The sequence below is a fragment of the Pseudomonas sp. genome, from assembly GCF_048269965.1.
Taxonomy (GTDB): domain Bacteria; phylum Pseudomonadota; class Gammaproteobacteria; order Pseudomonadales; family Pseudomonadaceae; genus Aquipseudomonas.
Genome location: NZ_JBLWTV010000005.1, coordinates 224,426 through 251,272, shown reverse-complemented (window position 1 = coordinate 251,272; position 26,847 = coordinate 224,426). Strand labels below are relative to the sequence as shown.

The window sequence follows — 26,847 nt, the reverse complement described above, 5'->3', positions numbered from 1 at the left end:
GCGAAGCGGTAACACTCAGCGCAGCAAACGCGTATCCAGCGTATTCGACGGGCCGCCGATGACGTTCTCGGTGATATCGATGAAGTCCTGGGTGCTGACCTTGTCCAGACGCATCAGCCCACGGGTGACGTCGTCCAGCGACAGGTTGCCCTTGTCCTTGGTCTTCTGGCGGATTTCCCGGTCCAGCTCCTGCAACAGCAGCACCGCACGCGCGGTGACAGCGCCGCTGGCATTGTCGGTACGCAGGCTGTTGACCGGTTTGCTCCAGCGAATCAGCTGCTCGCGGATCTTCTGATAACGGTCTTCGCTGATACCGCCCGCGCGGCGCATCAGTTCGATGGCGTAGTACTCTGCCAGGCCTTCGGCGATCCAGTCACTGCGCTCGCGGCCATAGATGCGGCCGAACACGTGCACCAGTTCGTGCACCAGTGAGCTGGTGCCGTTCTCGCTGACCAGGGGACGGTCGGCGTGCATGTAGTAGGAATTGGCCGCCGACAGGCCGCCACGCCACATCGGATTGCCAGCGCCGACGATCAGCAGTTTGTCCGGATCACGCGGGAACACCTGCTGCATCTGCGGCCAGACGAAGGTCAGGAACGTCATGATATCCATGCGCCGCATGCCCTCGCCGATTGGCGCGGAGATGGCCACTTCGCTATCGCCCAGACGAGTGCGTCGGGTACCCAGCTTGCCAGCGAGCATCCAGCCGGTCGGGCGGTCGAACCTGCGCTGCGGGTTGTCGATGCGGAAGCGGTTCTTGCCGATGCGCGGCCAGCCGGTCTCGACGCTCTTCCAGCCCTTGGGCAGATCGAACTGCAAGCGCGCCACCAGCTCGGTCTTGTCCTGCTGATCGAGCTTGGCCGCCGGAATCAGGTCGTCGCCCCTGAACAGCGCCCAGTCGTCGGTCATCCTGGCGTCGTAGCGCCCCGGCTTGCGTTCGCTGTCGATCAGCACGCGGTAGCTGAGTACGCTCTTGCCCTCGCCCGGCTGCCACTTGCCGCGCCCGGCGGTCTCCTGCGACCACTGGCCGTCAGCCTTGAAATCGCTGAAGCGCCCGTCCTCGCCAAGATTGAAGTCGAGGCTGCGCACCCGCTCGCCTTTCTCCAGGGTAATGCTGACTTCCGCCTGATTGCTCTCGGGCAGAAAGCGCACCCGGTAATCCAGATCGACCTTCTGCGTGGCGGCGAAGGCCGGCAGACTCAACAGCAGCAGAGACGCGTACAACGGCAAGCGAAGGGACATCGAGCAAACTCCTGATGCGGCACGTGGCAACTTGAGACAGCTGCGCCGCAGGGCAAATTCCATGGACGGGGGACAGATTTGCCACGAAGCCGCGCGGCAATCAACCCGCGCGGAAAATCAGATGATCTTCCCAGTCGTCTTCGGCCACGCTGTTCTCACTGAGCATGCGCCCCGACTGGGAAATTCGCTCGGCGTGCACAGCGTCAGGGTCGCCGCTGACCAGGTGGTGCCAATGCGGCAAATCCTTGCCTTCGCTGACCAGGCGATAAGCACAGGTCGGCGGCAGCCACTGGAACTGATCGGCCTGCGCCGGGGTGAGCTGAATGCAATCGGGCACATGCCTGACCCGGTTGGGATAATCGCTGCAGCGACAGGTCTGCAGGTCCAGCAACTTGCAGGCGATGCGCGTGTAGTAGACGGCGCCGTCGTCTTCATCCTCGAGCTTCTGCAGGCAGCACAGACCACAACCGTCGCACAGCGATTCCCACTCGAGCTGATCGAGTTGGGCGAGGGTCTTGCGTTTCCAGAAGGGTTCGAGGTCGGCAGCCATGGCAGCAGTATGCACTCAAGCGGAAAAAGCGCGGCAGTCTAGCTTGAGGCCCAGCCCCGGCCAAGCGGCGCATGCCGAACGGCGCCATCAGGGATTGATCATACGAGCCAGTCATCGCCGCTGGCGGGTTGCACCCGCCCTACAGATCTGCACCCGTAGGGCGAGTGCAACCCGCCAAGTGCCTCAATAACCGCGAGCGAAATCCACTTCACCACGCAACGCCTCTGACGCTTGCCAGCGCGCCAGGTTGTCGATGAACAGCTCACTCATCAGCGCCGGATCGGTAGGCGCCGAGCTGTGGCCGGTGAGCAACAAGCGTGGCGCTGTCCAGAACGCATGCCCGGGCGGCAGCGGTTCTTCGCGACAGACGTCGATCACCGCGCCGGCCAATTGGTTCTGCTCCAGCGCGGCCACCAGATCGGCCTCGACCACGGCGACGCCGCGCCCGGCATTGATCAGCAGCGCCTGCGGACGGAAGCGGGTGAACAGGCGGGCATCGTACAGATCGCGCGTTGCCGGCGTGTCCGGCAGCAGGTTGACCACGTAATCGGCCCAGGCGACCAGGTGCGGCAGCTGCTCCATGGCCGCCACTTCGAAAAAAGGCGCCTGCTCACGCGCCTGACTGGCGACACCACGCAGCTCCACGCCGAAGGGCTGGAGGAAATCGGCGACGGCCTGACCGATATCGCCGCAACCGACCACCAGCACCCGTCGCCCACGCAGGCTGCGTGGCTGGCTGTTGTCCCAGCGCTGCGCGACCTGCGCCGCCAGCCGGGCGAACAGGCGCCGCTCATGGGCCAGCAGATGCCCAAGCACGTATTCGGCCATCACCTGACCGAAGATGCCGACGGCGCGGGTCAGACGGTAATCACGTGGCAGATCCGCTGCCAACAGCGGCGTGACCCCAGCCCAGGTCGACTGCAGCCACTGCGGGCGCGCTCCGTCGTGCAACAAGGGCGCGAGCAGATCGGGCTGCCCCAGCCACAGGTCGCAGTCGCCGGCGACCGCACGCAGCTGTTCGAGCTGCGCACCGGCCACCAGTTGCAGTTCAGGGCAGGCGCTGCGAATGCGCTCGGCATAGAACGCATGATCCTCTTCGGCGATCAGCAGGCGCATGGCTTACACCGGATCGTTACGGCGCAGCAGCTCGTCGGGCAGATGCTGAATGTATTCCTCCTCGGGAGGCGGCATCTGCAGGTGATAGCCCTGCTTGTCGAGATTTTCCAGCACGGTGGCGATGTCTTCCCGGGACAACTGCCGCTCCGGGCTGAGCACCAGATCGAAGGCGTGCGCAGGCGGGCCGAAAACGGCGAGCAGCCCCTCGGGCACACGCTTCAGTGCATCGGCCTTGAGCACGTAGAGATACATCTCATTCTTGCGCGGGCTTTTATAGATGGAACAGATGCGTTTCACGCAGATTCTCCTTCAGCGGCCAGACAATCCAACAGGGCCTGCCCCATCAACTCCCGGCGCCAGCCGCGCAGGGAGTCGGGCAATTGGTACGGACCATCGGGATAACCGCTTTTCAGCAGGGCTTCCAGGGTCTTCTTGCGCAACATCAACTCGGGCACGATATCCAGGCGCTCACCCTCGCGCTGGCCGACGGCACGCAGCTTCTTCAACAGCGCAGAGGCTTCTATCGGCAGCGGCTCGGGCAAGGCTTCGGGCCACTGCCCGGGCGGCAGCGCTGCGGCATCACGAATCAGCTGCAGCAGCGTCTCTCCGTCCTGACGCACGGTTTTCGGGTGCATGTCCTCGATCCGCGCCAGCGCTACCAGATTGTCCGGCTGGGTACGTGCCAGCGGCCACAACGAATGCTCACGCAAGACGCGATTGCGTGGCTGGTTGCGCGCACGCGCCTCGCGCTCACGCCAGGCGCACAGCGCGCGCAGCACGGCCTGCTGCTGACGCGAGAGTTTCCAGGCCAGCTTGGCATCGCGCCAGGCATCCTCCGGCGCGACTTCACGCCCGAGATTGGCGACCAGCTCGGCACCGTCTGCCAGAATCCACTCGACCTTCTGCGGCGCCAGGCGGGCCATCAGGGCGTGGTATACCTCGACGAGATGCAGCACGTCCTCGGCGGCGTAACGCACCTGCAGTTCGGACAGCGGCCGCTGCAACCAGTCGGAGCGGGTCTCGCCCTTGGGCAGCTCGATATCGAGCAAGGCCTGCACCAGGCGCGAGTAACCCATGGAGAAACCGAGGTTGAGGTAACCGGCCGCCAGTTGCGTATCGAACAGCGGTGCCGGCAGGCTGCCGGTCAGGCGCAGAAAGACCTCCAGGTCCTCACTGCACGAGTGCAGCACCTTGACCACGCCCGGCGCTTCGAGCAGCGCGGCGAACGGCCGCCAGTCGCCGATGTGCAAGGGGTCGATCAGATAGGCGCCATCGCCAGCGCTGACCTGCAGCAACCCGGCGATGGGATAGAAGGTGTCGACGCGCATGAACTCGGTGTCCAGCGCGACGAAGGGCTGCGCCTGCCAGGCGGCGCAATGCTCGGCCAGGCTGGCGTCGTCGAGAATCCAGTGAATGTCTTTAGCCACGCGGCTCTCCCGTTAACGGGCATGCCGCACAGGCACCCCGCATTATCAAATGCCTACGCGGCATACCCGCCCCCTCATCCGGCGCTTCGCGCCACCTTCTCCCGGAGGGAGAAAGGCCCTAAGGAAGGCGTCGCTACGCGACTCTCACGCTAAGAATGCCGCGCAGTATATATGCCCACGCCATCGCACGGGGCAGCGACCTGCCGCCGATCACGGGAACTGTGTAATCTGTGCCGCGCACTACCTCCGACCCGGAAGAACAACAATGCTGAAGAAACTGCTTGCCCTGCTCGTCATGCTGCTGGCCGCAGCGGCCAGCTACCTGGCCCTTACCCCCAGCCCGATCGATCCGCTGCCCTGGGATGCCGACCCCGCCCCGGCGATGACGGGCGCACTGGAGCCCAACGACACCCTGATGAAGGCCGAACTGCTGGCGCGTGGCCAGGTGCATGGCCCGGAAGACACCGCAGTAGACGGCCAGGGCCGGGTATACGCCGGCCTGCATGACGGCCGCATCGTTCGTGTGCTGCAAGATGACAGCCTGGAAACCTTCGCCGACACCGGCGGCCGCCCGCTGGGCATGAACTTCGACGCCAGTGGCAACCTGATCGTCGCCGACGCCTACAAGGGCCTGCTGAGCATCGACCCGCAAGGCGCGATCAAGGTACTGACCACCGAGGCAGAGGGCTTGCGCTTCGCCTTCACCGACGACCTGGACATCGCCAGCGACGGCACCATCTACTTCAGCGACGCCTCGTCACGTTTCGAACAGCCGGACTACCTGCTCGACCTGCTCGAGGCCCGTCCCCACGGCCGCCTGCTCAGCTATGACCCGGCCAGCGGCGAAACCCGCGTATTGCTCAAGGATCTGTATTTCGCCAACGGCGTGGCCCTGTCGGCGAACGAGGACTTCGTGCTGGTCAACGAGACCTATCGCTACCGCATCACCCGTTACTGGCTCAAGGGCGACAAGGCCGGCCAGCACGACATCTTCATCGACAACCTGCCCGGCCTGCCGGACAACCTGCAGGGTGACCGCAACGGCACCTTCTGGGTCGCGCTGCCGACACCGCGCAAGGCCGACGCCGACTTCCTCCATCGCCACCCCTGGCTCAAGGCGCAACTGGCCAAGCTGCCGCGCGCGCTGTGGCCTAAGGCAATCCCTTACGGCTTCGCCATCGCCCTCGACGAGAATGGCGAGATCATCCGCAGCCTGCATGACACCAGCGGAACTCACCTGCGCATGGTGACCTCGGTGAAACCGGTAGGCGACTACCTGTACTTCGGCAGCCTGGACAACGACCGTATCGGCAAACTGCAGATTCACTGAGAGTCTGCCCACGATCTTTCGACGCGATTCCACCTGCGAATAACAGTAAAAAGGCGAAGCGGTCATTCGCGGTGGTGCGCCCAGTTGGTGGGCGCAAGCCCACCCCAGGGTAGGGTGGGCCGGGCGGCGATCCGCTTCAGCCCACCAAATCGAAAGGCTGCGGGCTCAGACCTTCTGGGCAATCCAGATGGTGTGCCGCGTGCCCCGATTGCCATGGGCATACACCTGCACCGCCTCGCCCTTGAAACCGGCCTTGCGCACCTTCTCCGAGAATGCCCGGTCGGCGCTGGACGACCACACTGCCAGCATGCCCTTGGGCCTCAGCGCCTTGGCGCACTGACGCAGGCCGTCCATGCTGTACAGCCAGTCATTACCCTTCTGGGTCAGTCCTTCGGGGCCGTTGTCGACATCCAGCATGATCGCGTCGTAGCACTGCTCGGCGGCCTGCAATACCTTGGCGACATCCTCCTGAATGATCAGCGCACGCGGGTCATTCAACGGATAACCGGATTTCGCCCCGAGCGGGCCACGGTTCCACTCGATCACCCCGGGCACCAGCTCGGCCACCGCCACCTCGGCATCCGCGCCCAAGTGCTGCAGCGCCGAGGCCAGGGTAAAGCCCATACCCAGACCACCGATCAAGACCCGCACCTGTGGCCGGCCGGCGATCTGCTTGCAGGGAATCGCCGCCAGGGCATCTTCCGAGCCGTGCATACGGGTATTCATCAGTTGCCCGCCATCGCCGCCGGCGATCTTGATGACGAAATCTTCGCCGTATTCGAAGAGGTTCAACGCACCCTTGGTACCCGGGATCGCAGCGGTATCGAGCAAGACAAAACGTTTCATGCAGGGCGAAGGCCTGTGTAGCGAGCGTGAGGGCAGGCAGCATGCCTGAGCCTGAATCGCTCGAGCAACACAGCCCCGTCAGAAACGACGAGGCCCCGTGTTCGCACACGGGGCCCCTGTCTACTGCAATGCGTTCAGACCACGCCTTGCGCCAGCATGGCATCGGCGACCTTGACGAAGCCGGCGATATTGGCGCCCTTGACGTAATTGATGCGGCCGTTCTCTTCACCGTGGTGCACGCAGGCATGGTGGATGTTCTGCATGATGCCGTGCAGACGCTCGTCCACCTCGCCGGCGCTCCAGTGCAGGCGCATGGCGTTCTGGCTCATTTCCAGGCCGCTGGTGGCCACGCCACCGGCGTTGGAGGCCTTGCCCGGCGCGTAGCAGATGCCGGCCTCGACGAACAGGTCCACCGCCTCCAGAGTCGAGGGCATGTTGGCGCCTTCGGCCACGCAGATGCAGCCATTCTTCAGCAAGGTGCGAGCGTCCTCACCGTCCAGTTCGTTCTGCGTCGCGCAGGGCAACGCGATATCGCACGCCAGGCCCCAGGGACGCTGACCCACGAGAAACTGCAGGCCATAATGCTCGGCCATCTCGCGCAAGCGACCACGGTGCACGTTCTTCAGCTCCATCAGGTACTGCCACTGCTCGTCGCTGAGACCACCTTCGGCATACAGCGTGCCTTCGGAGTCGGACATCGAGATCACCCGACCGCCCAGCTCCATCACCTTTTGCGCGGCGTATTGGGCGACGTTGCCCGAGCCGGAAATGGCCACGCGCTTGTCCTCGAACCCCTGGTCGATACGCTTGAGCATCTCCTGGGCGAAGTACACGCAGCCATAGCCAGTGGCTTCCGGGCGAATCAGGCTGCCGCCGTAGCTCAGGCCCTTGCCGGTCAGCACCGAGGTGAACTGGTTGGACAGGCGCTTGTACTGGCCGAACAGGTAACCGATCTCACGACCGCCGACGCCGATATCACCGGCCGGCACGTCCAGATCGGCGCCGACATGACGGTACAGCTCGGTCATGAACGACTGGCAGAAGCGCATCACCTCGCCTTCGCTCTTGCCCTTGGGGTCGAAGTCCGCACCGCCCTTGCCGCCGCCCATGGGCAGCGAGGTCAGGGAGTTCTTGAATACCTGTTCGAAGGCCAGGAACTTGAGCACGCCCAGGTTCACCGAGGGATGGAAACGCAGACCGCCCTTGTATGGGCCGATGGCGCTGCTCATCTGGATGCGGTAGCCGCGGTTGACCTGCACCTGGCCACGGTCATCGACCCAGGGCACGCGAAACAGGATGGCGCGCTCCGGCTCGACCATGCGCTCGAGAATGCCGGCCTGGCGATAACGCGCATTGGCTTCGAGGAAGGGCCACAGGCTGCGCACCACCTCCTCCACCGCCTGGTGGAATTCCGGCTGATCGGGGTCGCGCTGCTTCAGGCGCGCCAGGAAAGAATCGACGGACAACGACATACGGCACCTCGACACCACGAAAACAAAGTGGCCGGCACTCTATCAGGCAGCAAAGCACCAAAACAGATCAAAATGTCGCTTTGATGAAACTTTTTAGTGCATGACTCCACATGCAAAGATTGGAAGGCCTCTGGATCGCCATTCACTTGATCAAGGGGCGCCCCAAATAATGGCCTTAAACGCACGCATATCGATCACGCATATCGAATCGAGGCTCACCACTGGCACTGCAGCTTTGCCGAATGAGCTGAAAAGGCGCCTTGTTGGCGGAGTATCGGATAGCAGGCCAGGCGGTATGATGCCGCAAACCCTGCTACGAAACAGGAGGCGCCATGCCACTCGCTCAACTGATCAGCGCGGAACACCTTCAACAACGTCTGGGACAGGAAAACCTGCTGATCCTGGACTGCCGTTTCGCCCTCGAAGGCCCGGCCTACGGCCGTCGCAGCTACCTGGACGGACATATCCCGGGTGCGCATTTCCTCGATCTCGAACAGGACTTGTCCGCGCCCGTGGTCAAGGGCGTCACCGGTCGTCATCCGCTGCCCGACCCCAGCGCCCTGGTCGAGCGCCTGCGCAGCTGCGGCCTGCGGGCCGACAGCCAGGTGGTGCTGTACGACGACGGCCCTGGCGCCTTCGCCGCACGCGCCTGGTGGTTGCTGCTATGGCTGGGCAAACGTGAGGGCCTGTACCTGCTCGATGGCGGCCTGAAAGCCTGGCGTGAAGCTGGCCAGGAACTAACCATGGCGCCACCGAGCAAGGCTCCCGGTGATTTCTCCGCGCAACCCGACAGCAGCCTGCTGCTGACTGCCGATCAGCTGGCCCAGCGTTTGGGCAACCCGGACCTGACCCTGCTCGACGCACGGGCACTGCCGCGCTTTCGTGGCGAGGTCGAGCCGCTCGACCCGATCGCCGGACACATTCCCGGCGCACAGTGCGCGGCATTCACCGACAACCTGGGTTCCGATGGCCGCTTCCTTCCGGCAGAGGCACTGCGCGAGCGCTTCGACGATCTGCGCGGCGAGCGCCCAGTGGAAAATCTGGTGGCTTACTGCGGCTCCGGTGTCACGGCCTGCCACAACCTGTTCGCCATGAGCCTCGCTGGTTACCCGCTGGCACCGCTCTACGCCGGTTCCTGGAGCGAGTGGATCAGCGATCCGGCACGGCCGATTGCCACTGGCGACTGACCGGTGGTTTCTAAGCACTAATCGAAATATGCCCAATAACTCAGATCTGGAATCAATTTAAAAACAGTCCTTTACGGCTGAAATATCGCACTAGACTTGAAAATGAGCGGCTAACCCTGCTCCCGGTGGGGCCTTTATCGAAAAACCACTAGAAAAGCTGCCATGCGCCCGGCCCCACCGGTACCCTCTGCGAGGATGCCATGGGAATTGCCGCCTGCGATCTCAGCCAACATGTAATCCGCCCTACCCTGCTCTATCTCGAACGCCATAGCGCCACGGCCGAAGCGCTGCTGCTGGGGGCTGCGGCCTGTCAGTCGGCACTGGGCAGCGCGCTGGACACCCCGCAAGGTCACGGCCTGTACCGCATCAGCGAACAGCGCCACCAGATGCTCTGGGACCAGCATCTGGCCTTCGACCCGGAGCTGGCCAGCCGCGTACGCGGCCTCGCCAGCCAGCACGCCTTTCTTGAAGCGCCGCACGTGGAGCTGACGGTCAACCTGCGTTATGCCACGGCCATTGCCTGGCTGCTGGTCGAACGCGAGAAACTCGAGTTACCGGCCGCCGATGACCTGCTGGCTCTGGGCCGAATCTGGTGCAAGGTTTTTCAGCCACAGGCTCGCCAGGATGACTTTCTCGATGCCTGGCAACGCTGCGTCGAGCCCGTCAGCCAGGTAGCCTGACCGAATCGCCAGAAAAATCAGCGTGGAAAATCCACGCATTATCAAAACAATTGTCAGACAATCCGCTCTATTTCGGGAACTTCAGCGTCTTGGCAGGGGTCAGGAAAAACTGTAGCGTGCGCCCCCTCGCCTCACCACAGGAGCTTCCCCGTGAGCAAACGTCTTCTCAAGACCGGTCTTGCCATCGCCATCACCGCCACCTCGAGCCATGGTTTCGCCAGCGGCTTCGCCCTCAACGAACAGAGCATTTCCGGCATGGGCACCTCCTTCGCCGGGCGCTCATCATCCGCCGATGACGCCAGCACCCTGTTCGGCAACCCCGCCGGCATGGCGCGCCTCAAGCGCGAAGAAGTCTATGCAGGGGCGGCGGCGATTCATGCCAAGAGCGACATCGACCAGGTCAGCGCCCGCTCCCCGGCCGGCTCGATCAGCGGCGGCAACGACGGCGACATGGTGCCGACCACTGGCGTCCCCATGGGCTACTACGTCAAGCCACTGGACGAGAAGGTCGCCTTCGGTATCGGTGTCTACGTGCCCTTTGGCCTGATGACCGACTACGAGAGCAGCTTTCAGGGCCGCTACTACGCCGACAAGAGCTATGTGCGGGTTATCACCGTGCAGCCGACCCTGAGCTATCGCTTCAACGACAAGCTGTCGGTGGGTTTCGGCCCGACCTTCAATCACATCGAAGGGGAACTGACCTCCTCGCTGTTCACGCCGCTCGGCGATGGCAAGGTGAAGGTCAAGGGTGATGACGTGGCAGTGGGCTTCAATGCCGGCGTGCTCTACGAGTTCACCCCACAGACCCGCGCCGGCCTGACCTACCACTCGCGCGTCAAGTACGAACTGGAGGGTGACACCCGTGTCGAAGCGTCGCCACTGGCAGGCATCGCCGGCAAGTACGACGCCAATCTGGACCTGACCACGCCCGAGTCGGTCGACATGTCCATCACTCACGATCTGAGCGATGCGCTGACACTGTATGTCGGCAGCACCTGGACGCGCTGGAGCCGCTTCAAGGAAATCCGCGTGGAGAACGACTCCGCGACGCTGCCGGCCAACCTCTCCACCATCGTCGAAGAGCAGAACTGGCACGACACCTGGGCCCATGCGGTCGGTCTGGCGTACAAGGTCAGCCCGCAGTGGACGCTGCGCACCGGTATCGCCATCGACCAATCGCCGACCAACAACGTCGACCGCTCGCCGCGCGTGCCCTCCGGTGACCGCACCATCTTCAGCGTCGGCGCCGGCTGGAGCCCCAACCAGGACATGACCATCGACGTGGCCTACTCCTACCTGCAGGAAGAGTCGGTGGACGTGAACCACGTCAGCGCTACCCGTGGCACCTACCGTGCGCGTTACAAGAACAGCGCTCACGGCCTGGGGGCTTCACTCAGCTACCGCTTCTAATCGAGGCGCGGCATTGGCCAGACTCACGCGGCAGAACAACAATAAAAGCCGCGTGAGAGCGTCATGACTGCCCTCTGCACCATCCTGCCCGACAATCTTCGCCTGCTGCTGGTCGACGACCACCGCATCTTCCTCGACGGCCTTTCCCTGGCCTTGTCGCCACTGAGCCAGAACCTGCAGATCCACACCGCGCACAGCGCTGCAGACGCGGAGCAGTGTCTACGCCAGCATGGCTACGACCTGATCCTGCTCGACCTGCGCCTGCCTGACGAACCTGGCATCGAGCTGCTGCAGCGCTGACTGGTGCTCCAGCCTGTTTTTACTCAACAGACTTTGAACAGGCTCTCAGGGCTGCGAAGCGATCGCCTTTTCCACCGCTGCAATCAGCTCGGGATCATCCGGCTTGGTCAGGCTGGAGAAACTCGCCACCACCTTGCCCTGACGGTCGACCACGTACTTGAAGAAGTTCCAGCGCGGCTGCCGACTCTGCTCGGCCAGACCCTTGAACAACGGGATGGCATTGGCACCGGAAACCGGCTGCGGCTCGGTCATGGCGAAGGTCACGCCGTAGTTGACGTAGCAGACGGTGGCCGTCTCCTTGCTGTCGGCGGATTCCTGGCGGAAGTCATCGGACGGCACGCCCAACACCTCCAACTCCTGATCCTTGTAACGCTGGTACAGCGCTTCGAGCCCTTTGAACTGCGGGGTGAAGCCGCAGAAGCTGGCGGTATTGACCACTACCAGCGGCTTGCCGGCGTACTGACAGAGATCGATGCTGGCGTCCTTGCTGCGCAGTTTGGGCAGCTCCCCCTGGAGCATGGCCGGACAGTCGGCAGCCAGCACCGGCAGCGCCAGGCTGGACAGCAACAGGGAACAGGCAAGACGGCGAAGAGACATGGCAGTGACCTCAGGCGATGACGCGATCTCACCACGCTACTCGCAGGCCCAGCCGCAAGCAACTAGCAGATACCGACGCCCAACTGCAGCAGAGCCAACCCACCCTGACGCCAGCCCCACCAGGCCAGTGCCAGCAGCAGGGCAAGGCCCAGCGTCAGACCGGCGAAGAGCAATACCTTGTGGCTCACGCCGGCGCACCTTGCAGACGCGCCACCGGCACCTCACGCACCGGCCAGTTCAGCGCGGCCGCCATCACGCTCAGGCCGATGGAAATCTGCCAGACCAGGTCGTAGCTGCCGGTGGTGTCGTAGAGGTAGCCGCCCAGCCAGCCACCCAGGAAGGAGCCGATCTGGTGGAACAGGAAGACGATACCGCCAAGCATCGACAGATTACGCACGCCGAACAGGGTCGCCACGGTGCCGTTGGTCAGCGGTACCGTGGACAGCCACAGCAGCCCCATGGCGATGCCGAACAGGTAGGCGCTCCACTGCGTCAGCGGCGCCAGCAGAAACAGCGTGATGACAACACCGCGCAGCAGGTACAGGATGCTGAGCAGGCGCGGCTTGGCCATGCGTCCACCGAGCCAGCCGGCGATGTAGGTACCGAAGATGTTGAACAGCCCCACCAACGCCAGCACCGTGGTGCCCGTCAGCGCCGGCAGGTGGTGATCGACCAGATAGGCCGGCAGGTGCACGGCGACGAACACCACCTGAAAGCCACAGACGAAGAAGCCCAGCGCCAGCAGCCAGAAACCGGAGTGACTGGTGGCCTCACGCAGCGCTTCGAGCAGCGTCTGTTGCGGGCCATTGCTCGCCGGTGGCGGCGTCTCCTTGATCATCACTGCCAGCGGAATCATCAACGCCACCAGCAGCCCCAGGGCCAGCAGTGCCGCCGACCAGCCGAGCCAGCCGATCAGACCGAGCGTGCCCGGCAGCATGGCGAACTGACCGAAGGAGCCGGCTGCAGCAGCGATGCCCATGGCCATGCTGCGCTTCTCCACCGGCACGGCGCGGCCAACCACGCCGAGAATCACCGAGAACGACGTACCGGACAGACCGATGCCGATCAGCAGGCCTGCGCTCAGCGACAACGACAGCGGCGAGTCGGCCATGCCCATGCACACCAGACCCAGCACGTAGAGCACGCCGCCGATGACGATCGCCTTGCGCGCACCGAAACGGTCGGCCAGCGCGCCGGTGATCGGCTGGGCCAAGCCCCAGATCAGGTTCTGCAGGGCGATGGCGAAGGCGAACACTTCACGGCCCCAGCCGAACTCGGCACTCATCGGCGGCAGGAACAGGCCGAAGCCATGGCGCGTGCCGAGCGACAGCGCCAGGATCAGCGAGGCGCCGAGCAGCAGCCAGGTGGTTGAACGCCATGCAGTTGTCATCGGTCTCTCCAGCGGACGGTCGCCTGCGACCGTGTAGGCAGTGATGCGGCCATCAGGCCAGTTCTTCGAGCAGGCTCATCAGCTCGGCGCGGCGATCTGCGCCCAACCGGGCATTGAGCTCACGCTGCGCCTGTTCCCACAGCGGCAGCGCCTGTTCGATGCGTTGCAGGCCGGCTTCTGTGAGCCGTACCTCGCGAGCGCGCAAATCGCGCCCCTCTCCCAGTTGCACGAGCCCCTGCTCCTCCAGCACCCGCAGGTTACGCCCGAGCGTGCTGCGATCGAGCCCCATGGCGTCGGCCAGCAGGGAAATGCTCGGCTGACCGAGCCGCTGCACGTGGCGTAGCAGGGAAAACTGCGCAGCACCCAGGCCGACGACAGCCAGGGCGTCGTCGTAGCGGCGGGTGACACCACGGCTGGCGCGGCGCAGCTGGGTACAGAGACAGGAAGTCGGCAACATGAATGCAGGTATATACCCGCATCAGCGATTGGCACTCATACAGTTGCCGGCCACCTCGGCATAACAGTTGCGATCAGAGACTCAAGACCAGCGCCAGAAGCACCGTGCACTCGGCCAGTTCGACCAGCGCACCGGCCGTATCGCCCGTGGTACCACCGAGGCGCGACAGCAACGCGCGGCGCAGCCAGATGAACAGCAGCAAGCCAGTCGCCAACGCCAGCAGCCCCGGCCAGCCGAACAGCAGCATGCCCAGTAGATGCGCGCCGAGCACCCAGGGCAGTTGGCCGCGCGGCAGATGATCGACCAGGGCCTGGCCCAGCCCACCGGCCCGCACGTAGGGCGTGGTCGCCAGCAGCAGCGGCAACAGGCTGCGGCCCAGCCAGGGCAGCAGCAACAGGTAGATGCCCTGCCCGGCGTGCAAGAGCGTGGACAGTGCGGCGAACTTGAGCAGCAGCAACAGCATCAGCACCACGACCGCAATGGGACCGCTGCGCGGGTCCTTCATGATTGCCAGGGTACGTTCGCGATCACCGAAACCACCGACCCAGGCATCAGCCGTGTCGGCCAGGCCGTCCAGATGCAGGCCGCCGCTCAGCCCCGCCCAGAGCGCCAGGATGATCGCCGCCTGCAATAACGCCGGAGTCTGCCCCAACAGCAGATGGGCGAGCCACAGCAGCAGACCGAGCAGCAATCCAACGACCGGATACCAGAGCAGCGAGCGCCCCACCTGCTCGGGCGTCGGCATGCCCGGCAGGCTGACCGGCAGACGCGTGAGGAACTGCAAGGCGATCAGCAACGCGATCATGGCAACTCCGCCAGTTGCCCACCGGCATCCAGGCGCAGGCGAAAACGCTGGGCATAGCCGACGTTGACCTGCAGCAGATCCTGGCGTGGCAGGCCGCGCGCGCGCGCCAGCAGCAGGCGCATCACACCGCCGTGGGTGACCAGCAGCAGGCGCTCACCCGCGTGGCGCTGCTGTAACCGCTGCAAGGCAGCCAGCACACGCGCCTCGAACTGCAGCAACGGCTCGCCATTCGGCGGTGTGAACGCATAGGGATCGGCCCAGAAGCGGCCCAGCGCCTCGGCATCGCTGTCCATCAGCTGTGCAGCGGTACGCCCTTCCCAATCACCGAAATGCAGCTCTTGCAGATCCGCCTCGTAATGCAGCGGCAAGGCATTGGCCAGCGCGACTTCCTCGGCAAAACGCGCGCAGCGCTGCAGTGGCGAGCTGACCAGGCGATCCCAGGGGCCGGCGCCCTGCACCGCGTCGCGCAGCTGCGCCCAACCCTGCTCGGTCAGCGCATCATCCAGGCTGCCACGCAGCCCACCGCCCAGCTCGGTCTCACCGTGACGCAGCAATTCCAGATGCAGCATCAGCTCGGTCTCTCGGCGACAGCAGCTTCGGCGAAGGTCGCCATCTGCCCGTGCAGGGCACAGGCCAGACGCAGCAGCGGTACCGCCAGCGCGGCGCCACTGCCCTCACCCAGGCGCAGACCCAGCTCCAGCAGCGGCTCGGCCTCCAGCGTCTGCAACACGCGAACATGACCCGGCTCGGCGCCATGGTGGGCGAACAGCAGCCAGTCGCGGCAGCCGGGATTCAGGCGCACGGCGAGCAAGGCCGCAACGCTGCAGATGAAGCCATCGACCAATACCGCGACGCCCTGCTGCGCAGCGGCCAGATAGGCACCAGTGAGCGCGGCGATTTCGAATCCACCGAGGTGAATCAGCGCCTGCAGCGGCCCGTCGATCTGCGTGTGGTGCAGGGCCAACGCGGCATCGATCACCCGCGCCTTGTGCGCCACACCCGCGCCGTCCAGCCCGGTGCCGGGGCCTGCCAGCTCGCTCGCCGGGCAATCCAACAGCCAACAGGCCAGCGCCGCCGCCGCCGTGGTATTGCCGATGCCCATCTCGCCACCGACGAACAGGTCGCAACCAATGGCGCACGCGCGCTGGATGCTGTCGCGACCGGCCTCCATACAGACCACCAGCTGCGCCGGGGTCATGGCCGGATCACGGGCGAAGTTCTGCGTACCTGCGCCAACCTGCAGATGACGCACGCCAGGCAGCGGCGGCAATGGCTCGGCAGTGCCCAGATCGACCACCTCCAGCGCTGCGTCCAGCTGACGCGCCAGTACGCTGATCGCCGCACCGCCCGTGACGAAGTTGGCCAGCATCTGCCCCGTCACCGCCTGCGGGTAGGCGGAAATGCCTTCGGCCACCACGCCATGGTCACCGGCAAAGATGGCGATCCACAGCTTGTCCAGGCTCGGCCGCTCGCGCCCCTGCAGCGCGGCCAGATGGATGGCCAGATGCTCCAGCCGCCCCAGCGAACCGGCCGGCTTGGTCAATTGCTGCTGACGCGTCTCGGCCTTGACCCGCGCGACATGATCGAGCGGCTGACAGGGCCCTTGCCACCATTGCAGACTCATAACGCATCCCCCTTCAACACCATGGGCAAACCGGCGACGGTGAACAACACGCGCTGGCTGCGCTCGGCCAGCGCCTGGTGCAGCCAGCCGGCCTCATCGACATAACGGCGGGTCAGCTCGCCCAGCGGCACCACCCCCAGCCCGGTTTCGTTGCTGACCAGCAGGATGCGACCGGACAGCTCATCCACACAGGCGAGCAGCGCATCGCGTTCGGCTGCCAGCCGAGCCGGATCGTCCTGCAGCAGCAGATTGGTCAGCCACAGGGTCAGGCAGTCCACCAGCAGGCAGCGCCCGGGCGCGGCTTGCTCGCGCAGCACACGGGCCAGCGCCAGCGGTTCCTCGACCAGCGCCCAGTGCGCCGGGCGACGCGCGCGATGCTGGGCGACGCGGGCATTCATCTCGCCATCGAGCAGCTGGCTGGTGGCGATGTAAACGACGTCCAACCCGGACTCGTCGGCCAGCTTCTCCGCCAGCCGGCTCTTGCCGGAACGGGCACCGCCGAGGATCAATTCAAGCATCTTCACTCCCTAGGGTGCGCCATGCGCCCCATTCAATCGCTTTGCCGGTGCGCACGGCCCAGGCGGCCCCGCGACAGCCTATCCGATGCCGCAAAGTGCCCTGAGTTTTTCGCGATCCAGATGCAGTTCCACCTGATCGGCCAGGCGCTCGATATCGCGCTCGCGCAGCGCCTGGTAATCCACCGTCTGCACCTCATGCAGCCCGGCCCAGCGCACCAGTGCGGCGAATGCCGAGGGTTGCTCGAACAGCCCGTGCAGGTAGGTGCCGAGCACCTGACCATCGGCACTGAGGCCGCCGTCGCTGCGGCCATCATCGAGCTGCACGGCGCCGTTGAGACCGGGACCGCGACTGACGCCGGCATGAATCTCATAGCCGCTGACATCAGCCTGCTGCAGACACAGCCGGCCGCGCACGTTGCGCAGCTGTTTCTGCGGCTCCAGCAGCGTCTCGAAATCCAGCAGGCCGAGGCCCACGCTGCTGCCGGCCGCGCCTTCCAGAGCATGCGGGTCGTGAATCTGCCGACCGAGCATCTGCAGACCACCACAGATGCCCAGCAGCTTGCCGCCATAGCGCAGGTGGCGGGCGATGGCCGTGTCCCAGCCCTGCTCGCGCAGGCGCGCGAGATCGGCACGCACACTCTTGGAGCCCGGCAGGATGATCAGGTCGGCCGGCGGGATGGCCTGGCCTGGCCCAACGAAGGTCAATTGCACCTGCGGGTGCAGGCGCAACGGGTCGAAATCGGTGTGGTTGCTGATACGCGGCAGCACTGGCACCACCACGCGCAGCGCCTGCGCATCCTTGGCCTGCTGACGGGTATCGACGGCATCCTCGGCTTCCAGGTGGAAATCCATCAGATACGGCAGCACGCCGAGCACCGGCTTGCCGGTGCGCTGCTCCAGCCAGTCCAGCCCCGGCTTGAGCAACGCGATGTCACCGCGAAAACGGTTGATCACGAAACCCTGGATGCGCGCCTGCTCGCTCGGGCTGAGCAGCTCCAGCGTGCCGACCAGATGGGCGAATACGCCGCCCTTGTCGATGTCGGCGATCAGGATCACCGGACAATCCACTGCCTCGGCAAAACCCATGTTGGCGATGTCGCCGGCACGCAGGTTGATCTCGGCCGGCGAGCCGGCCCCCTCGACCAGCACCAGCTCATGACGCCCCTGCAATCGGGCGTGGGACTCCAGCACCGCCGCCATGGCCACCGGTTTGTAGCCGTGATAGGTCAGCGCCTGCATGTTGCCGATGGCGCGGCCGTGGATGATCACCTGGGCGCCCATGTCGCTGTTGGGCTTGAGCAGCACCGGGTTCATGTCGGTATGCGGCGCCAGGCCGGCCGCTTGCGCCTGCACCGCCTGTGCCCGGCCGATCTCGCCGCCGTCGGCGGTCACGGCGGAATTGAGCGCCATGTTCTGCGGCTTGAACGGCGCCACGGACACACCCTGACGCCGCGCCCAACGACACAGCGCCGTCACCAGTGTGCTCTTGCCGGCATCGGACGTGGTGCCCTGCACCATCAGGGTGGCCATCAGGGCGTTTCCTCGAGACTGGCCAGGATCGGTGCACATTCCAGCAGCCCCTGCTCCAGCCGCAGCCAGCCACATTCGTCCGCCGGCAGACCGAAGCGCAGGCTGTCCAGCTCGGCGAACAGGCGCACCAGGATGCCCTGCCGCGCCAGCAGCTCGGCGCAGGGCACGGCGCGACGGGTGCAGCAGAACTGGAACAGCGACGAGCCGCCGGTCGACGGCAAACCGCAGTCGCGCAGCAGCGCCTTGAGGCGCTCGCCGTCAGCCAGCAGGCGCTCGCGTTGACGGCGCTGGCCCTCGCCATCGGTCAGCAGGCTGCGCGCCACGCTACGTGCCGGGCCGCTGACGGCCCAGGGCCCGAGCAGCGTATCCAGCTCATCGAGCATCGCCTGCGCGCCCAGGACAAATCCCAGCCGCAAGCCCGCCAGACCGAAGAACTTGCCGAACGAGCGCAGCACGATCAGCCCCGGCATGTCGCTGTAGGCAGCCAGACTGTGCTCCGGCGTGCAATCGATGAAGGCTTCGTCGACCACCAGCCAGCCGCCGCGCTCGGCCAGTTCGTCGTGCCAGTCGAGCAGGCGCGCCGGCTCGATAAGGCGGCCGGTCGGGTTGTTCGGGTTGACCACCAGCAATACATCCAGTTGCGGCAGCGCGCGAGGCACCGAGCCCTCGCTCAGCTTGATCACCCGATGTCCCTCGCGTCGCCAGGCGGCAGCGTGCTCGGCATAGGTCGGCGCGAGGATACCCACGCTGCTGTGCCCGCGAAGACGCGGCAAGGCCTGGATCGCTGCCTGCGAACCGGCTACCGGCAGCAGGCTGACGGCACCGTAATAATCGCGCGCCGCCTGCTCCAGGCCGTCATCCGTTTCAGGCAGGCGCGCCCAGGCCGAGCCCGGTACGGCCGGCAGGTCCCAGCCGTAGGGTGCGACCCCGGTGGACAGATCCAGCCAGTCCTCCAGGGCAATGCCATAGCGCTGCGCCGCTGCGCGCAGACGACCTCCATGCTCAAGCAACCCAAACCTCCCAGACGATCAGGCATAACAGCCACAAACCAACGCCGGCGATGACTCTGTTCATCGCCCGTTCGATATCCCGCGCCCGCGGCGGCGGGCCTTCGCCCAGCTGCGGGCGCTCATGCACCTCGCCGTGATACTCCGCCGCGCCGCCCAGACTCACGCCCAGGCTGCCGGCACCAGCGGCCATCACCGGGCCAGCATTGGGACTGTCCCACAAGGGCGCCTGACGGCGCCAGCAGCGCAGGGCCAGGACCGTACGCCCAAGCAACGCATAGGTCAGCGCTACCAGACGCGCCGGGATGTAATTGAGCAGGTCATCGATCTTCGCCGCCGCCCAGCCGAAGCGCTCGAAGCGTTCGTTGCGATAACCCCACATGGCATCGAGGGTATTGCTCAGGCGGTACAGGACCACGCCGGGCGCGCCCGCGACGATGAACCAGAACAAGGCGGCGAACACCGCGTCGGAGCCGTTCTCCAGCACCGACTCGGTGCCGGCGCGGGCCACCCCGGTTGCGTCCAGCTCGGCGGTGTTGCGGCTGACCATCCAGCCGACGCGCTCACGTGCCAGCGCAAGGTCGCCCAGACGCAGTGCGCGGGCCACCGGCTGCGCGTGCTCGTACAGGCTGCGCAGGCCAAGGGCGAAGTACAGGGCGACAATTTCCACCGCCCAGCCAAGCGAAGTCAGGTGCACCAGCAGCCAGGTGAGCAGGGTCAGCGGCAGCACCGCCAGGCACCAGGCCGTTACCCCGTGGCTGCGCCAGCCGCCGCCAGCCGGGTTGAAGCGCTGCTCCAGGCGCCCCGCCAGGCGCCCGAAAGCCACCAGCGGATGCGCGCGCCGAGGCTCGCCCAGCACGGCATCCAGCGCCACGCCGGCGCAGGTGATCAGTGCCAGGCTCATCGTTCAGTCACCCTGCATTCCCCATCGATTCTCGAACAGCAGCTCGCTCAGCGGGCGTGGTTTGGCCCAGCCCTCTTGCACCAGCATCGGTTTTTCGTAGAAGGCCTCTACCGGCCCCAGGCACAGCAGCGCCACCGGCTTGCTGCCCACCGGCATGCCCAGCAACGCGGCCAGCGCCTCGGGGTCGAACAGCGACACCCAGCCGAGCCCGAGCCCTTCGGCACGCGCAGCCAGCCACAGATTCTGAATGGCGCAGGCCACCGAGGCCATATCCATTTCCGGCAGCGTGCGTCGTCCAAAGACATGTGCGTCGCGTCCCTCCATCAGCGCCACCGCCAGTAGCTCGGCGCAGTCGCGAATACCCTCGACCTTCAGGCGCATGAACTCGTCACTGCGCTCGCCCAGGGCCTCGGCAGTGCGCACCCGCTCGGCCTCCACCAGCGCATGAATGGACTCACGCAGGTGCGAATCACGGATGCGCACGAAACGCCACGGCTGCATCAGCCCGACGCTGGGCGCGTGGTGCGCCGCTTCGAGCAGTCGCGCCAACACCTCGGCCGGCACCTCGCCGCCGCTGAAATGGCGCATGTCACGGCGCTCGGCGATGGCGCGGTAAACAGCTGCGCGCTCCTCGGGACTGAACGCATGCTCGCTCATGGACGCAGCAGCGCGGCGGCCGCCTCCGGGCTGGACGGCAGGTAGAAGTGGATATAGCTGGCCGTGAGTCGCCCCAGGCGATAGACCGCCTCCGCCACCGGCTTGCCGTTCGGGCAGCGGCCGAGCGCCAGAGGCTGCAAGGGGCTTTGCAGCCGAGAGTGATGATAGCTGTGACCACGCAGCTCGCCTTCCGGCAGCGTCACCTGCTGCAAGGCCAGGGCGGTCAGTCGCGGTTGCAGGGCCGCGCTGCCGCTGAGCAGGCCGAGCATGCGCCCACTGGCGCCCTGCTTGTCGCGCAGTTCATCGAGCAGATAGAGCATGCCGCCACATTCGGCGAGCAAGGGTTTGCCGGCCTGATGATGGGCACGGATCGCCGCAGCCATGGGCTGATTGCCTTCCAGCTCGGCCAGGTACAGCTCCGGATAACCGCCGGGCAGATAGAGGCTGTCCACCTCCGGCAGCGCGCGATCGGCCAGCGGTGAGAAGTAGTGCAGCGTGGCGCCGAGCGCCTGTAACAGATCGAGATTGGCCTGATAGAGAAAGGCGAACGCCGCATCGCGCGCAATACCGATGCGTACGCCCGCCAGCAGCGGCGCCGGTTCATCGACCTGCGGCGCGGCGAAGCTCACCGCTGGCGGCAGGTCGACGTTGGCACTGGCTGCCAGCGCATCGGCCGCCGCGTCCAGGCGCGCATCCAGATCGGCCAGTTCGGCCGCCTGCACCAGCCCCAGGTGGCGGCTGGGCAGCTCCACCGCGGCGCTGCGCGGCAACGCACCGAACCAGCGAATACTCGCTGGCAGCGCATCGCGCAGAATCTCGCCATGACGGCCGCTGGCAACGCGATTGCCGAGCACCCCGGCAAAGGGCAAGTCTGGCTGGAAGGTGGCCAGGCCGTGGGCCAGGGCGCCGAAGGTCTGCGCCATGGCCGCACCGTCGATCACGCCCAGCACCGGCACACCAAAGTGACGCGCCAGGTCGGCCGCCGAGGGCTTGCCGTCGAACAGGCCCATCACCCCTTCGATGAGGATCAGATCGGCGTCGCCGGCGGCCTGCCAAAGCAGTCGGCGACTTTCCGCCTCACCGACCATGGCCAGATCGAGCTGATACACCGGCGCGCCACTGGCGCGGGCGTGGATCATCGGGTCGAGAAAGTCCGGTCCGCATTTGAACACCCGAACCCGCCGCCCCTGACGTGTATGCAGGCGCGCCAGCGCGGCGGTGACGGTGGTCTTGCCCTGGCCGGAAGCCGGCGCAGCGATCAGCAGCGCCGGGCAGTGACGTGCGCTCATCAGAACTCGATGCCCTTCTGTGCTTTGACTCCGGACTTGAACGCGTGCTTGACCAGGCTCATATCGGTGACGGTATCGGCCGCCTCGATCATCCCGGGCAAGGCGCCACGGCCGGTCACCACCACATGCTGCAGCAGCGGCCGGGCCTCGATATCGGCCAGCACCGCGTCCAGTTGCAGATAGCCGTGCTTGAGGGCAATGTTCAATTCGTCCAGCACCACCAGGCCGACGGCGTCATCACTGAGCAGGTGCCGGGCCACCGCCCAGGCTTCCTGCGCCTTGGCGATGTCGCGCTGGCGATCCTGAGTCTCCCAGGTGAAGCCCTCGCCCATCACGTGATAGCTGACTTCCTCGGGAAAGCGGCGGAAGAAGGTTTCTTCGCCGGTGCTGGCCGCGCCCTTGATGAACTGCACCACGCCAACCTTGATGCCATGACCCAGGGCGCGCGCGACCATGCCGAAGGCGCTACTGCTCTTGCCCTTGCCATTGCCGCTGTGCACCAACAGCAGGCCATATTCATCCTGGGCCTGGGCGATCTTTTCGTCGATCAGGGCTTTCTTGCGTTGCATGCGCGCCTTGTGGCGGGCGTCGCGTTCGGCGGTCTCACTCATGCTGTGCTCCTGCACGTCAGGCACCCGCGCCGCCTGTTCATCGAACAGTACGAACGGCAATGAGGAAGAAGATCGCGATGATCCACACGCACTCATCCAGGCGCCAATGGCTGGTCAGGCGAGCGGAAGACGAAAAAACACGAACGCCCCGGTAGAGCCGGAGCGTTGGCCGGACAGCGCCCTCCGCGATGCCGTGTAACTGCGACAGGCCGGTCTCCGGGCTTGTGAGTGAACCATGGGTTCGACGCCGCGCCTTCCCGTGCATAGCACAGTGGCTTCGAGCAGCGTTTGACTCACCTACCGTTGCGGGGGCAGCGCCGGCATTGGAACCGGCTTCCCTGTTTCACCCCTTGGCCGCCATTGACGGCAATGCGGGGCACCTGAAGCAAGGCGCGCAGGGTAGAGGCTGGCAGCCCTGCCCGTCAACGCTGCTCAGTGCCTGGGCATGAACCCGGGCGGCTTGCTCGCCAACCAGTCGACGAACGTTCGCAAACGCTCGTCGCCCAGCAGTGCCTCGCGGCTGTTGTAGGTCAGCGCCAGCTCCTTTTCGCTGAACAGCCGATGAATCTGGTTATGGCAGGCGCGGCAGACCCACAGCGTGGCGGTAATTCGTTCATGACGGGGGTAGCGCTTCTGCACATACACCTTGTCGTGCAGCGCCTTGGGAATCAGGTGGTGACGGGTCAATGCGACTGGGCGTGCGCACAGCTCGCAGAACTCGGGCTGAGGCGGCAGGCGAATGGGCTCTACCATGGCTGATCAGGGATTGCGCGCGAGCTCTGGGGTGATGACCCGCTTGGCATCGAGGTAGACACGCTGCCAGTAGACGTTGTCGAGGCTATCCAGACGCACCGTGCCGCCACTGGACGGCGCATGCACGAAACGCCCTTCGCCGACATAGATGCCGGCATGACTGACGGCGCGCCCGCCATTGGTGGCAAAGAACACCAGATCACCACTTTGCAGGGCATCGCGGCGGACATCAGGGGTGCGCATGGCACTCAGCTCACGCGTCGAACGCGGCAGGCTGATACCGGCCGCATCGCGATAGACGTAGCCGATCAGGCCACTGCAGTCGAAACCGCCTTCCGGGGTATTGCCACCGTAGCGATAAGGCGTACCGACCAGGCCAAGGGCGCGAAACAGCACGTCCTCAGTCCCGCCCTGATAAGAGGATGGAGAGACAGAAGGTGTGTAACCAGGCTGGGGAGAAGGAGCGCGACTGCTGCAGGCACTCAACAGCAGAACGAGAGCGATGAGGGCAACACGGGTCGTGACGGGCATAAGCGAGGCGATCCTGAGCCTGGATGCACTCTACTCTGCCGATTCACGACGAACGGCGCAACCCTTGGGTTACGCCGTGATCCATCAGTTTTGACGCTTGGCGGTGACCTGCTCGTCCACCGGAGCCAGCGCGAGGACGCGCTTGGCCTGCAGATAACTGCGGCTCCAGTAGCTGTTGTCGAGGCTGTCGATGCGCACACCACCGCTGCGGCTGCTGCTGGAGTGGATGAACTGATCATCCCCCAGATAGATGCCGGCATGGCTGACGCGACCACGACCACGATCATTGAACAGGATCAGGTCGCCCGGCTCCAGATCGGCGCGCGCCACCTTCGGCGCATCGAGCTTGATCAGCTCACGCGTGGAACGTGGCAGCTCCAGGCCGACTTCTTCGCGGAACAGGTAGCCGACGAAACCGCTGCAATCGAAACCGGATTGCACCGAGGTGCCGCCGTAGCGATAGCGAGTGCCGATCAGCGAGCGCCCGAGATCGAGCAGGCTGTCTGTCAGCTGCGGCATTTCATAGGGTTTGTCGTCGGTAAGCGCGTTGATTTCATCGTCAGCAGACTCCATCTGCCGAGAGAGCGAACGAGCAACTGGCTCTGTCGCGGCAACGCCTGTCTGCGGCTGTGGCGAGTGGCCGGCGCAGGCAGCGAGCAAGACTGTGAGTGCAAGAGGCACGAGGGGTGCGAAGCGTTTTAGCATGGGCACGACCGTGTCGGTTGAATTTACAAGTCGGCGACTATGCCCTCTACAAGGCTCATTTGCAAATTCTATCGTTAGAAATGTGACCCAGTAGTTTCGCCGCGCCATCTAAAGCGCCCGACCGTTCGCACGGCCGGGCGATTCAGGGCTAGCCGAGAATCTCGCTCAAGGGAATGAAGCGCAGCATATCCCCTTCGGCCAGCGTGCCGCCTTCCATCACCTCGGCCAACCCTTCGGCCCAGGCGGCGCTGCGCAGCACGCCCGAACTCTGGTTGGCATAGGGCACCGCACGGCCATTCTCCAGGCGCGCACGCAGGTACTCACGGCGCATGCCTGGCTTGGTCCAGGCAAAACCCGCCGGCACCGCGAAGCCCAATGGCTCGACCCGCTGCACACCCAGACGCCGCAACATGTACGGGCGCGCCAGCAGCCCGAAGGTAACCAGTGTCGAAGCCGGGTTGCCCGGCAAACCTATTACCGGAACGCCCTGGTAGTGGCCGAACGTCAGCGGCTTACCCGGCTTGATCGCCAATTTCCACAGCGCCAGCTCGCCCGCCTCGCGCAGGGCCATGCCGAGAAAATCTGCCTCCCCAACCGAAACGCCACCCGTGGAGAGGATCAGATCGACCTCGCCCAGCGCGCCCAGCGCTTCGCGGGTACGCTGCAGATCATCAGGCAATATGCCCGCATCGACCACGCTGCAGCCCAGCCGTTGCAACCAGGCAATCAGCAGACGCCGATTGCTGTTGTATATCTGCCCCGGGCCAAGCGCCTGCCCTGGCTCAACCAGTTCGTCGCCGGTGGACAGCACGGCAACGCACAGGCGCCGCCGCACCGACAGCCGTGCAGCACCAAGCGAGGCTGCCAGCCCTAGCTCGATCGGCCCCAGACGGGTACCGGCCGGCAGCACGCATTCGCCGATGCGGGTTTCCTGACCCTGGGCACGAACGTTCTGCCCGAGCTTCAAGGATTCGCGGAAAATGACGCGTCCCGACTCATCGAGCTCGGCGTTCTCCTGCATTTCCACGGTGTCGGCACCTTCCGGCAGCGGCGCACCGGTGAAGATGCGCGCACAGGTCCCAGGCTGCAGCGGCGTTGGCGCGGTGCCGGCCTGAATGCGCTGGCTAATCGGCAACGCCTGGCCATTCCAATCGGTCAGGCGCAGGGCGTAACCATCCATGGCACTGTTGGCCCAGGGCGGCAGATCCAGCGCCGCGATCAGCGGCTCGGCCAGCACGCGACCATCGGCCTCGGCCAGCACGACCTGCTCGACCTGCTCGATTGGCGCCGCTGCTGCCAGAGCCAGCAGACGCTCCAGCGCCGCCTCCATCGGCAGCAGACCGGGATGATCGCAACCACTCATCCGCGCGTCTCGCAGGCGCCCACCTGTTTCAGATGCGGCACGAAGTTGCAGGGACGATGCCGTGCATCCAGTTGCTCGCCGAGAATGCCATCCCAGGCGGTGCGACAGGCGTTGGTCGAACCCGGCAGGCAGCACACCAGGGTGCCGTTGGCCAGACCGGCCAGCGCGCGCGACTGGATGGTGGAAGTGCCGATATCGGCCACGGAGATCTGGCGGAACAGCTCGCCAAACCCATCGACCTGCTTGTCCAGCAGGCAGGTGACCGCTTCCGGCGTGCTGTCACGACCAGTGAAACCGGTACCGCCGGTGATCACCACCACCTGCACCTGATCCTCGGCAATCCAGGTCGCCACCTGGGCGCGGATCTTGTAAAGGTCATCCTTGAGCAGTACACGAGCGGCCAGTTGATGCCCGGCGACGGTCAGACGGTCGACCAGCAATTGACCCGAAGTGTCGGTCTCCAGCGTGCGCGTGTCGCTGACGGTCAGCACGGCAATGTTCAGCGACACGAAAACAGCGTCGGCCTTGTGGTTCATGGCAGGCATC

At 65.3% G+C, this 26,847-nt stretch carries 31 protein-coding genes and 1 riboswitch; of the genes, 5 read left to right on the top strand and 26 right to left on the bottom strand.

The annotated features are described in order from the left end of the window. Window positions 1-15: 15 nt before the first annotated feature. The 5 genes from ACN0X6_RS08705 to rnd all read right to left on the bottom strand — a co-directional run bounded on the left by ACN0X6_RS08705 (window position 16) and on the right by rnd (window position 4,335). Window positions 16-1,242: a hypothetical protein gene (locus ACN0X6_RS08705; protein ID WP_417703216.1), complete on the bottom strand. Its 1,227-nt coding sequence runs from the start codon at window positions 1,240-1,242 to the stop codon at window positions 16-18. A 100-nt stretch (window positions 1,243-1,342) separates the two neighbouring features. Further along, window positions 1,343-1,792: a YcgN family cysteine cluster protein gene (locus tag ACN0X6_RS08700; protein ID WP_417703215.1), complete on the bottom strand. Its 450-nt coding sequence runs from the start codon at window positions 1,790-1,792 to the stop codon at window positions 1,343-1,345. Window positions 1,793-1,975: 183 nt separating this feature from the next. Beyond that, complete coding sequence (locus ACN0X6_RS08695; protein WP_417703213.1) at window positions 1,976-2,908, bottom strand: D-2-hydroxyacid dehydrogenase; 933 nt, start codon at window positions 2,906-2,908, stop codon at window positions 1,976-1,978. A 3-nt stretch (window positions 2,909-2,911) separates the two neighbouring features. Next, a complete protein-coding gene (locus ACN0X6_RS08690) occupies window positions 2,912-3,205 on the bottom strand; it encodes a YcgL domain-containing protein (RefSeq protein ID WP_160018322.1) in 294 nt (97 codons plus the stop codon). Next, on the bottom strand, window positions 3,202-4,335 hold the full coding sequence (rnd, locus tag ACN0X6_RS08685; protein WP_417703211.1) for a ribonuclease D: 1,134 nt from the start codon (window positions 4,333-4,335) through the stop codon (window positions 3,202-3,204). The genes ACN0X6_RS08690 and rnd overlap by 4 nt, the downstream gene beginning before the upstream one ends. Window positions 4,336-4,603: 268 nt before the next feature. Between rnd and ACN0X6_RS08680 the strand changes: the two genes are divergently transcribed. Continuing rightward, complete coding sequence (locus ACN0X6_RS08680) at window positions 4,604-5,665, top strand: SMP-30/gluconolactonase/LRE family protein (protein ID WP_417703258.1); 1,062 nt, start codon at window positions 4,604-4,606, stop codon at window positions 5,663-5,665. A 165-nt stretch (window positions 5,666-5,830) separates the two neighbouring features. Here ACN0X6_RS08680 and ACN0X6_RS08675 read toward each other — a convergent pair whose 3' ends face one another. Together ACN0X6_RS08675 and gdhA are read right to left on the bottom strand one after the other, a co-directional pair. Further along, window positions 5,831-6,511 carry a spermidine synthase gene (locus tag ACN0X6_RS08675; protein ID WP_417703210.1) on the bottom strand — a complete coding sequence of 227 codons (681 nt, stop codon included), beginning with the start codon at window positions 6,509-6,511 and terminating at the stop codon, window positions 5,831-5,833. A 134-nt stretch (window positions 6,512-6,645) separates the two neighbouring features. Next, on the bottom strand, window positions 6,646-7,983 hold the full coding sequence (gene gdhA, locus ACN0X6_RS08670; protein ID WP_417703208.1) for an NADP-specific glutamate dehydrogenase: 1,338 nt from the start codon (window positions 7,981-7,983) through the stop codon (window positions 6,646-6,648). 332 nt (window positions 7,984-8,315) lie between these two features. Here gdhA and ACN0X6_RS08665 point away from each other — a divergent pair, with 332 nt between their 5' ends. From ACN0X6_RS08665 to ACN0X6_RS08650, 4 genes are all read left to right on the top strand, one after another. Further along, window positions 8,316-9,170 carry a sulfurtransferase gene (locus ACN0X6_RS08665; protein ID WP_417703206.1) on the top strand — a complete coding sequence of 285 codons (855 nt, stop codon included), beginning with the start codon at window positions 8,316-8,318 and terminating at the stop codon, window positions 9,168-9,170. 200 nt (window positions 9,171-9,370) lie between these two features. Next, entirely contained in the window at window positions 9,371-9,850 is a 480-nt protein-coding gene (locus ACN0X6_RS08660; protein WP_417703204.1) for a hypothetical protein, read from the top strand. 150 nt (window positions 9,851-10,000) lie between these two features. Then, entirely contained in the window at window positions 10,001-11,260 is a 1,260-nt protein-coding gene (locus ACN0X6_RS08655; RefSeq protein ID WP_417703202.1) for an OmpP1/FadL family transporter, read from the top strand. 63 nt (window positions 11,261-11,323) lie between these two features. Next, window positions 11,324-11,560, top strand: coding sequence for a response regulator (locus tag ACN0X6_RS08650; RefSeq protein ID WP_417703201.1), 237 nt, complete (start codon window positions 11,324-11,326; stop codon window positions 11,558-11,560). Between the two features lie 45 nt (window positions 11,561-11,605). Here the strand turns inward: ACN0X6_RS08650 and ACN0X6_RS08645 are convergent, their stop codons facing one another. From ACN0X6_RS08645 to moaB, 19 genes are all read right to left on the bottom strand, one after another. Then, window positions 11,606-12,157, bottom strand: a complete 552-nt coding sequence (locus ACN0X6_RS08645; RefSeq protein ID WP_417703199.1) for a glutathione peroxidase — start codon at window positions 12,155-12,157, stop codon at window positions 11,606-11,608. A 62-nt stretch (window positions 12,158-12,219) separates the two neighbouring features. Continuing rightward, window positions 12,220-12,345 (bottom strand): hypothetical protein, encoded by a 126-nt coding sequence (locus tag ACN0X6_RS08640; RefSeq protein ID WP_417703261.1) that lies wholly within the window; start codon window positions 12,343-12,345, stop codon window positions 12,220-12,222. Further along, window positions 12,342-13,547, bottom strand: coding sequence for an MFS transporter (locus ACN0X6_RS08635; RefSeq protein WP_417703197.1), 1,206 nt, complete (start codon window positions 13,545-13,547; stop codon window positions 12,342-12,344). The genes ACN0X6_RS08640 and ACN0X6_RS08635 overlap by 4 nt, the downstream gene beginning before the upstream one ends. 52 nt (window positions 13,548-13,599) lie before the next feature. Next, window positions 13,600-14,004 (bottom strand): MarR family winged helix-turn-helix transcriptional regulator, encoded by a 405-nt coding sequence (locus ACN0X6_RS08630; RefSeq protein WP_417703195.1) that lies wholly within the window; start codon window positions 14,002-14,004, stop codon window positions 13,600-13,602. 73 nt (window positions 14,005-14,077) lie between these two features. After that, window positions 14,078-14,809, bottom strand: a complete 732-nt coding sequence (locus ACN0X6_RS08625; protein WP_417703193.1) for an adenosylcobinamide-GDP ribazoletransferase — start codon at window positions 14,807-14,809, stop codon at window positions 14,078-14,080. Then, window positions 14,806-15,378 carry an alpha-ribazole phosphatase family protein gene (cobC, locus tag ACN0X6_RS08620; RefSeq protein WP_417703191.1) on the bottom strand — a complete coding sequence of 191 codons (573 nt, stop codon included), beginning with the start codon at window positions 15,376-15,378 and terminating at the stop codon, window positions 14,806-14,808. Before cobC ends, ACN0X6_RS08625 begins: the two co-directional genes overlap by 4 nt. Next, window positions 15,378-16,433, bottom strand: coding sequence for a nicotinate-nucleotide--dimethylbenzimidazole phosphoribosyltransferase (gene cobT, locus ACN0X6_RS08615; RefSeq protein ID WP_417703190.1), 1,056 nt, complete (start codon window positions 16,431-16,433; stop codon window positions 15,378-15,380). Before cobT ends, cobC begins: the two co-directional genes overlap by 1 nt. Further along, window positions 16,430-16,951: a bifunctional adenosylcobinamide kinase/adenosylcobinamide-phosphate guanylyltransferase gene (gene cobU / locus ACN0X6_RS08610; RefSeq protein ID WP_417703189.1), complete on the bottom strand. Its 522-nt coding sequence runs from the start codon at window positions 16,949-16,951 to the stop codon at window positions 16,430-16,432. The genes cobT and cobU overlap by 4 nt, the downstream gene beginning before the upstream one ends. A 78-nt stretch (window positions 16,952-17,029) precedes the next feature. Further along, entirely contained in the window at window positions 17,030-18,481 is a 1,452-nt protein-coding gene (locus tag ACN0X6_RS08605) for a cobyric acid synthase (RefSeq protein ID WP_417703187.1), read from the bottom strand. Beyond that, entirely contained in the window at window positions 18,481-19,491 is a 1,011-nt protein-coding gene (gene cobD, locus ACN0X6_RS08600; protein ID WP_417703186.1) for a threonine-phosphate decarboxylase CobD, read from the bottom strand. Before cobD ends, ACN0X6_RS08605 begins: the two co-directional genes overlap by 1 nt. Further along, a complete protein-coding gene (cbiB, locus tag ACN0X6_RS08595; protein ID WP_417703185.1) occupies window positions 19,484-20,392 on the bottom strand; it encodes an adenosylcobinamide-phosphate synthase CbiB in 909 nt (302 codons plus the stop codon). Before cbiB ends, cobD begins: the two co-directional genes overlap by 8 nt. 3 nt (window positions 20,393-20,395) lie before the next feature. Beyond that, the gene (gene bluB, locus ACN0X6_RS08590) at window positions 20,396-21,049 is read right to left on the bottom strand and encodes a 5,6-dimethylbenzimidazole synthase (RefSeq protein WP_417703183.1); all 654 of its coding nucleotides are present in this window, start codon (window positions 21,047-21,049) and stop codon (window positions 20,396-20,398) included. After that, window positions 21,046-22,338: a cobyrinate a,c-diamide synthase gene (locus tag ACN0X6_RS08585; protein ID WP_417703181.1), complete on the bottom strand. Its 1,293-nt coding sequence runs from the start codon at window positions 22,336-22,338 to the stop codon at window positions 21,046-21,048. The genes bluB and ACN0X6_RS08585 overlap by 4 nt, the downstream gene beginning before the upstream one ends. Further along, entirely contained in the window at window positions 22,338-22,949 is a 612-nt protein-coding gene (cobO, locus tag ACN0X6_RS08580) for a cob(I)yrinic acid a,c-diamide adenosyltransferase (RefSeq protein WP_417703179.1), read from the bottom strand. Before cobO ends, ACN0X6_RS08585 begins: the two co-directional genes overlap by 1 nt. 189 nt (window positions 22,950-23,138) lie before the next feature. Then, a riboswitch (cobalamin riboswitch) is annotated at window positions 23,139-23,348 on the bottom strand. A 33-nt stretch (window positions 23,349-23,381) separates the two neighbouring features. Continuing rightward, the gene (locus tag ACN0X6_RS08575) at window positions 23,382-23,702 is read right to left on the bottom strand and encodes a hypothetical protein (RefSeq protein ID WP_417703178.1); all 321 of its coding nucleotides are present in this window, start codon (window positions 23,700-23,702) and stop codon (window positions 23,382-23,384) included. Window positions 23,703-23,708: 6 nt separating this feature from the next. Continuing rightward, a complete protein-coding gene (locus ACN0X6_RS08570) occupies window positions 23,709-24,233 on the bottom strand; it encodes a C40 family peptidase (RefSeq protein ID WP_417703176.1) in 525 nt (174 codons plus the stop codon). 84 nt (window positions 24,234-24,317) lie between these two features. Beyond that, on the bottom strand, window positions 24,318-24,938 hold the full coding sequence (locus ACN0X6_RS08565) for a C40 family peptidase (protein WP_417703174.1): 621 nt from the start codon (window positions 24,936-24,938) through the stop codon (window positions 24,318-24,320). 148 nt (window positions 24,939-25,086) lie between these two features. After that, window positions 25,087-26,301, bottom strand: a complete 1,215-nt coding sequence (gene glp / locus ACN0X6_RS08560) for a gephyrin-like molybdotransferase Glp (protein WP_417703172.1) — start codon at window positions 26,299-26,301, stop codon at window positions 25,087-25,089. Then, window positions 26,298-26,837, bottom strand: coding sequence for a molybdenum cofactor biosynthesis protein B (gene moaB / locus ACN0X6_RS08555; protein ID WP_417703170.1), 540 nt, complete (start codon window positions 26,835-26,837; stop codon window positions 26,298-26,300). Before moaB ends, glp begins: the two co-directional genes overlap by 4 nt. Window positions 26,838-26,847 lie beyond the last annotated feature (10 nt).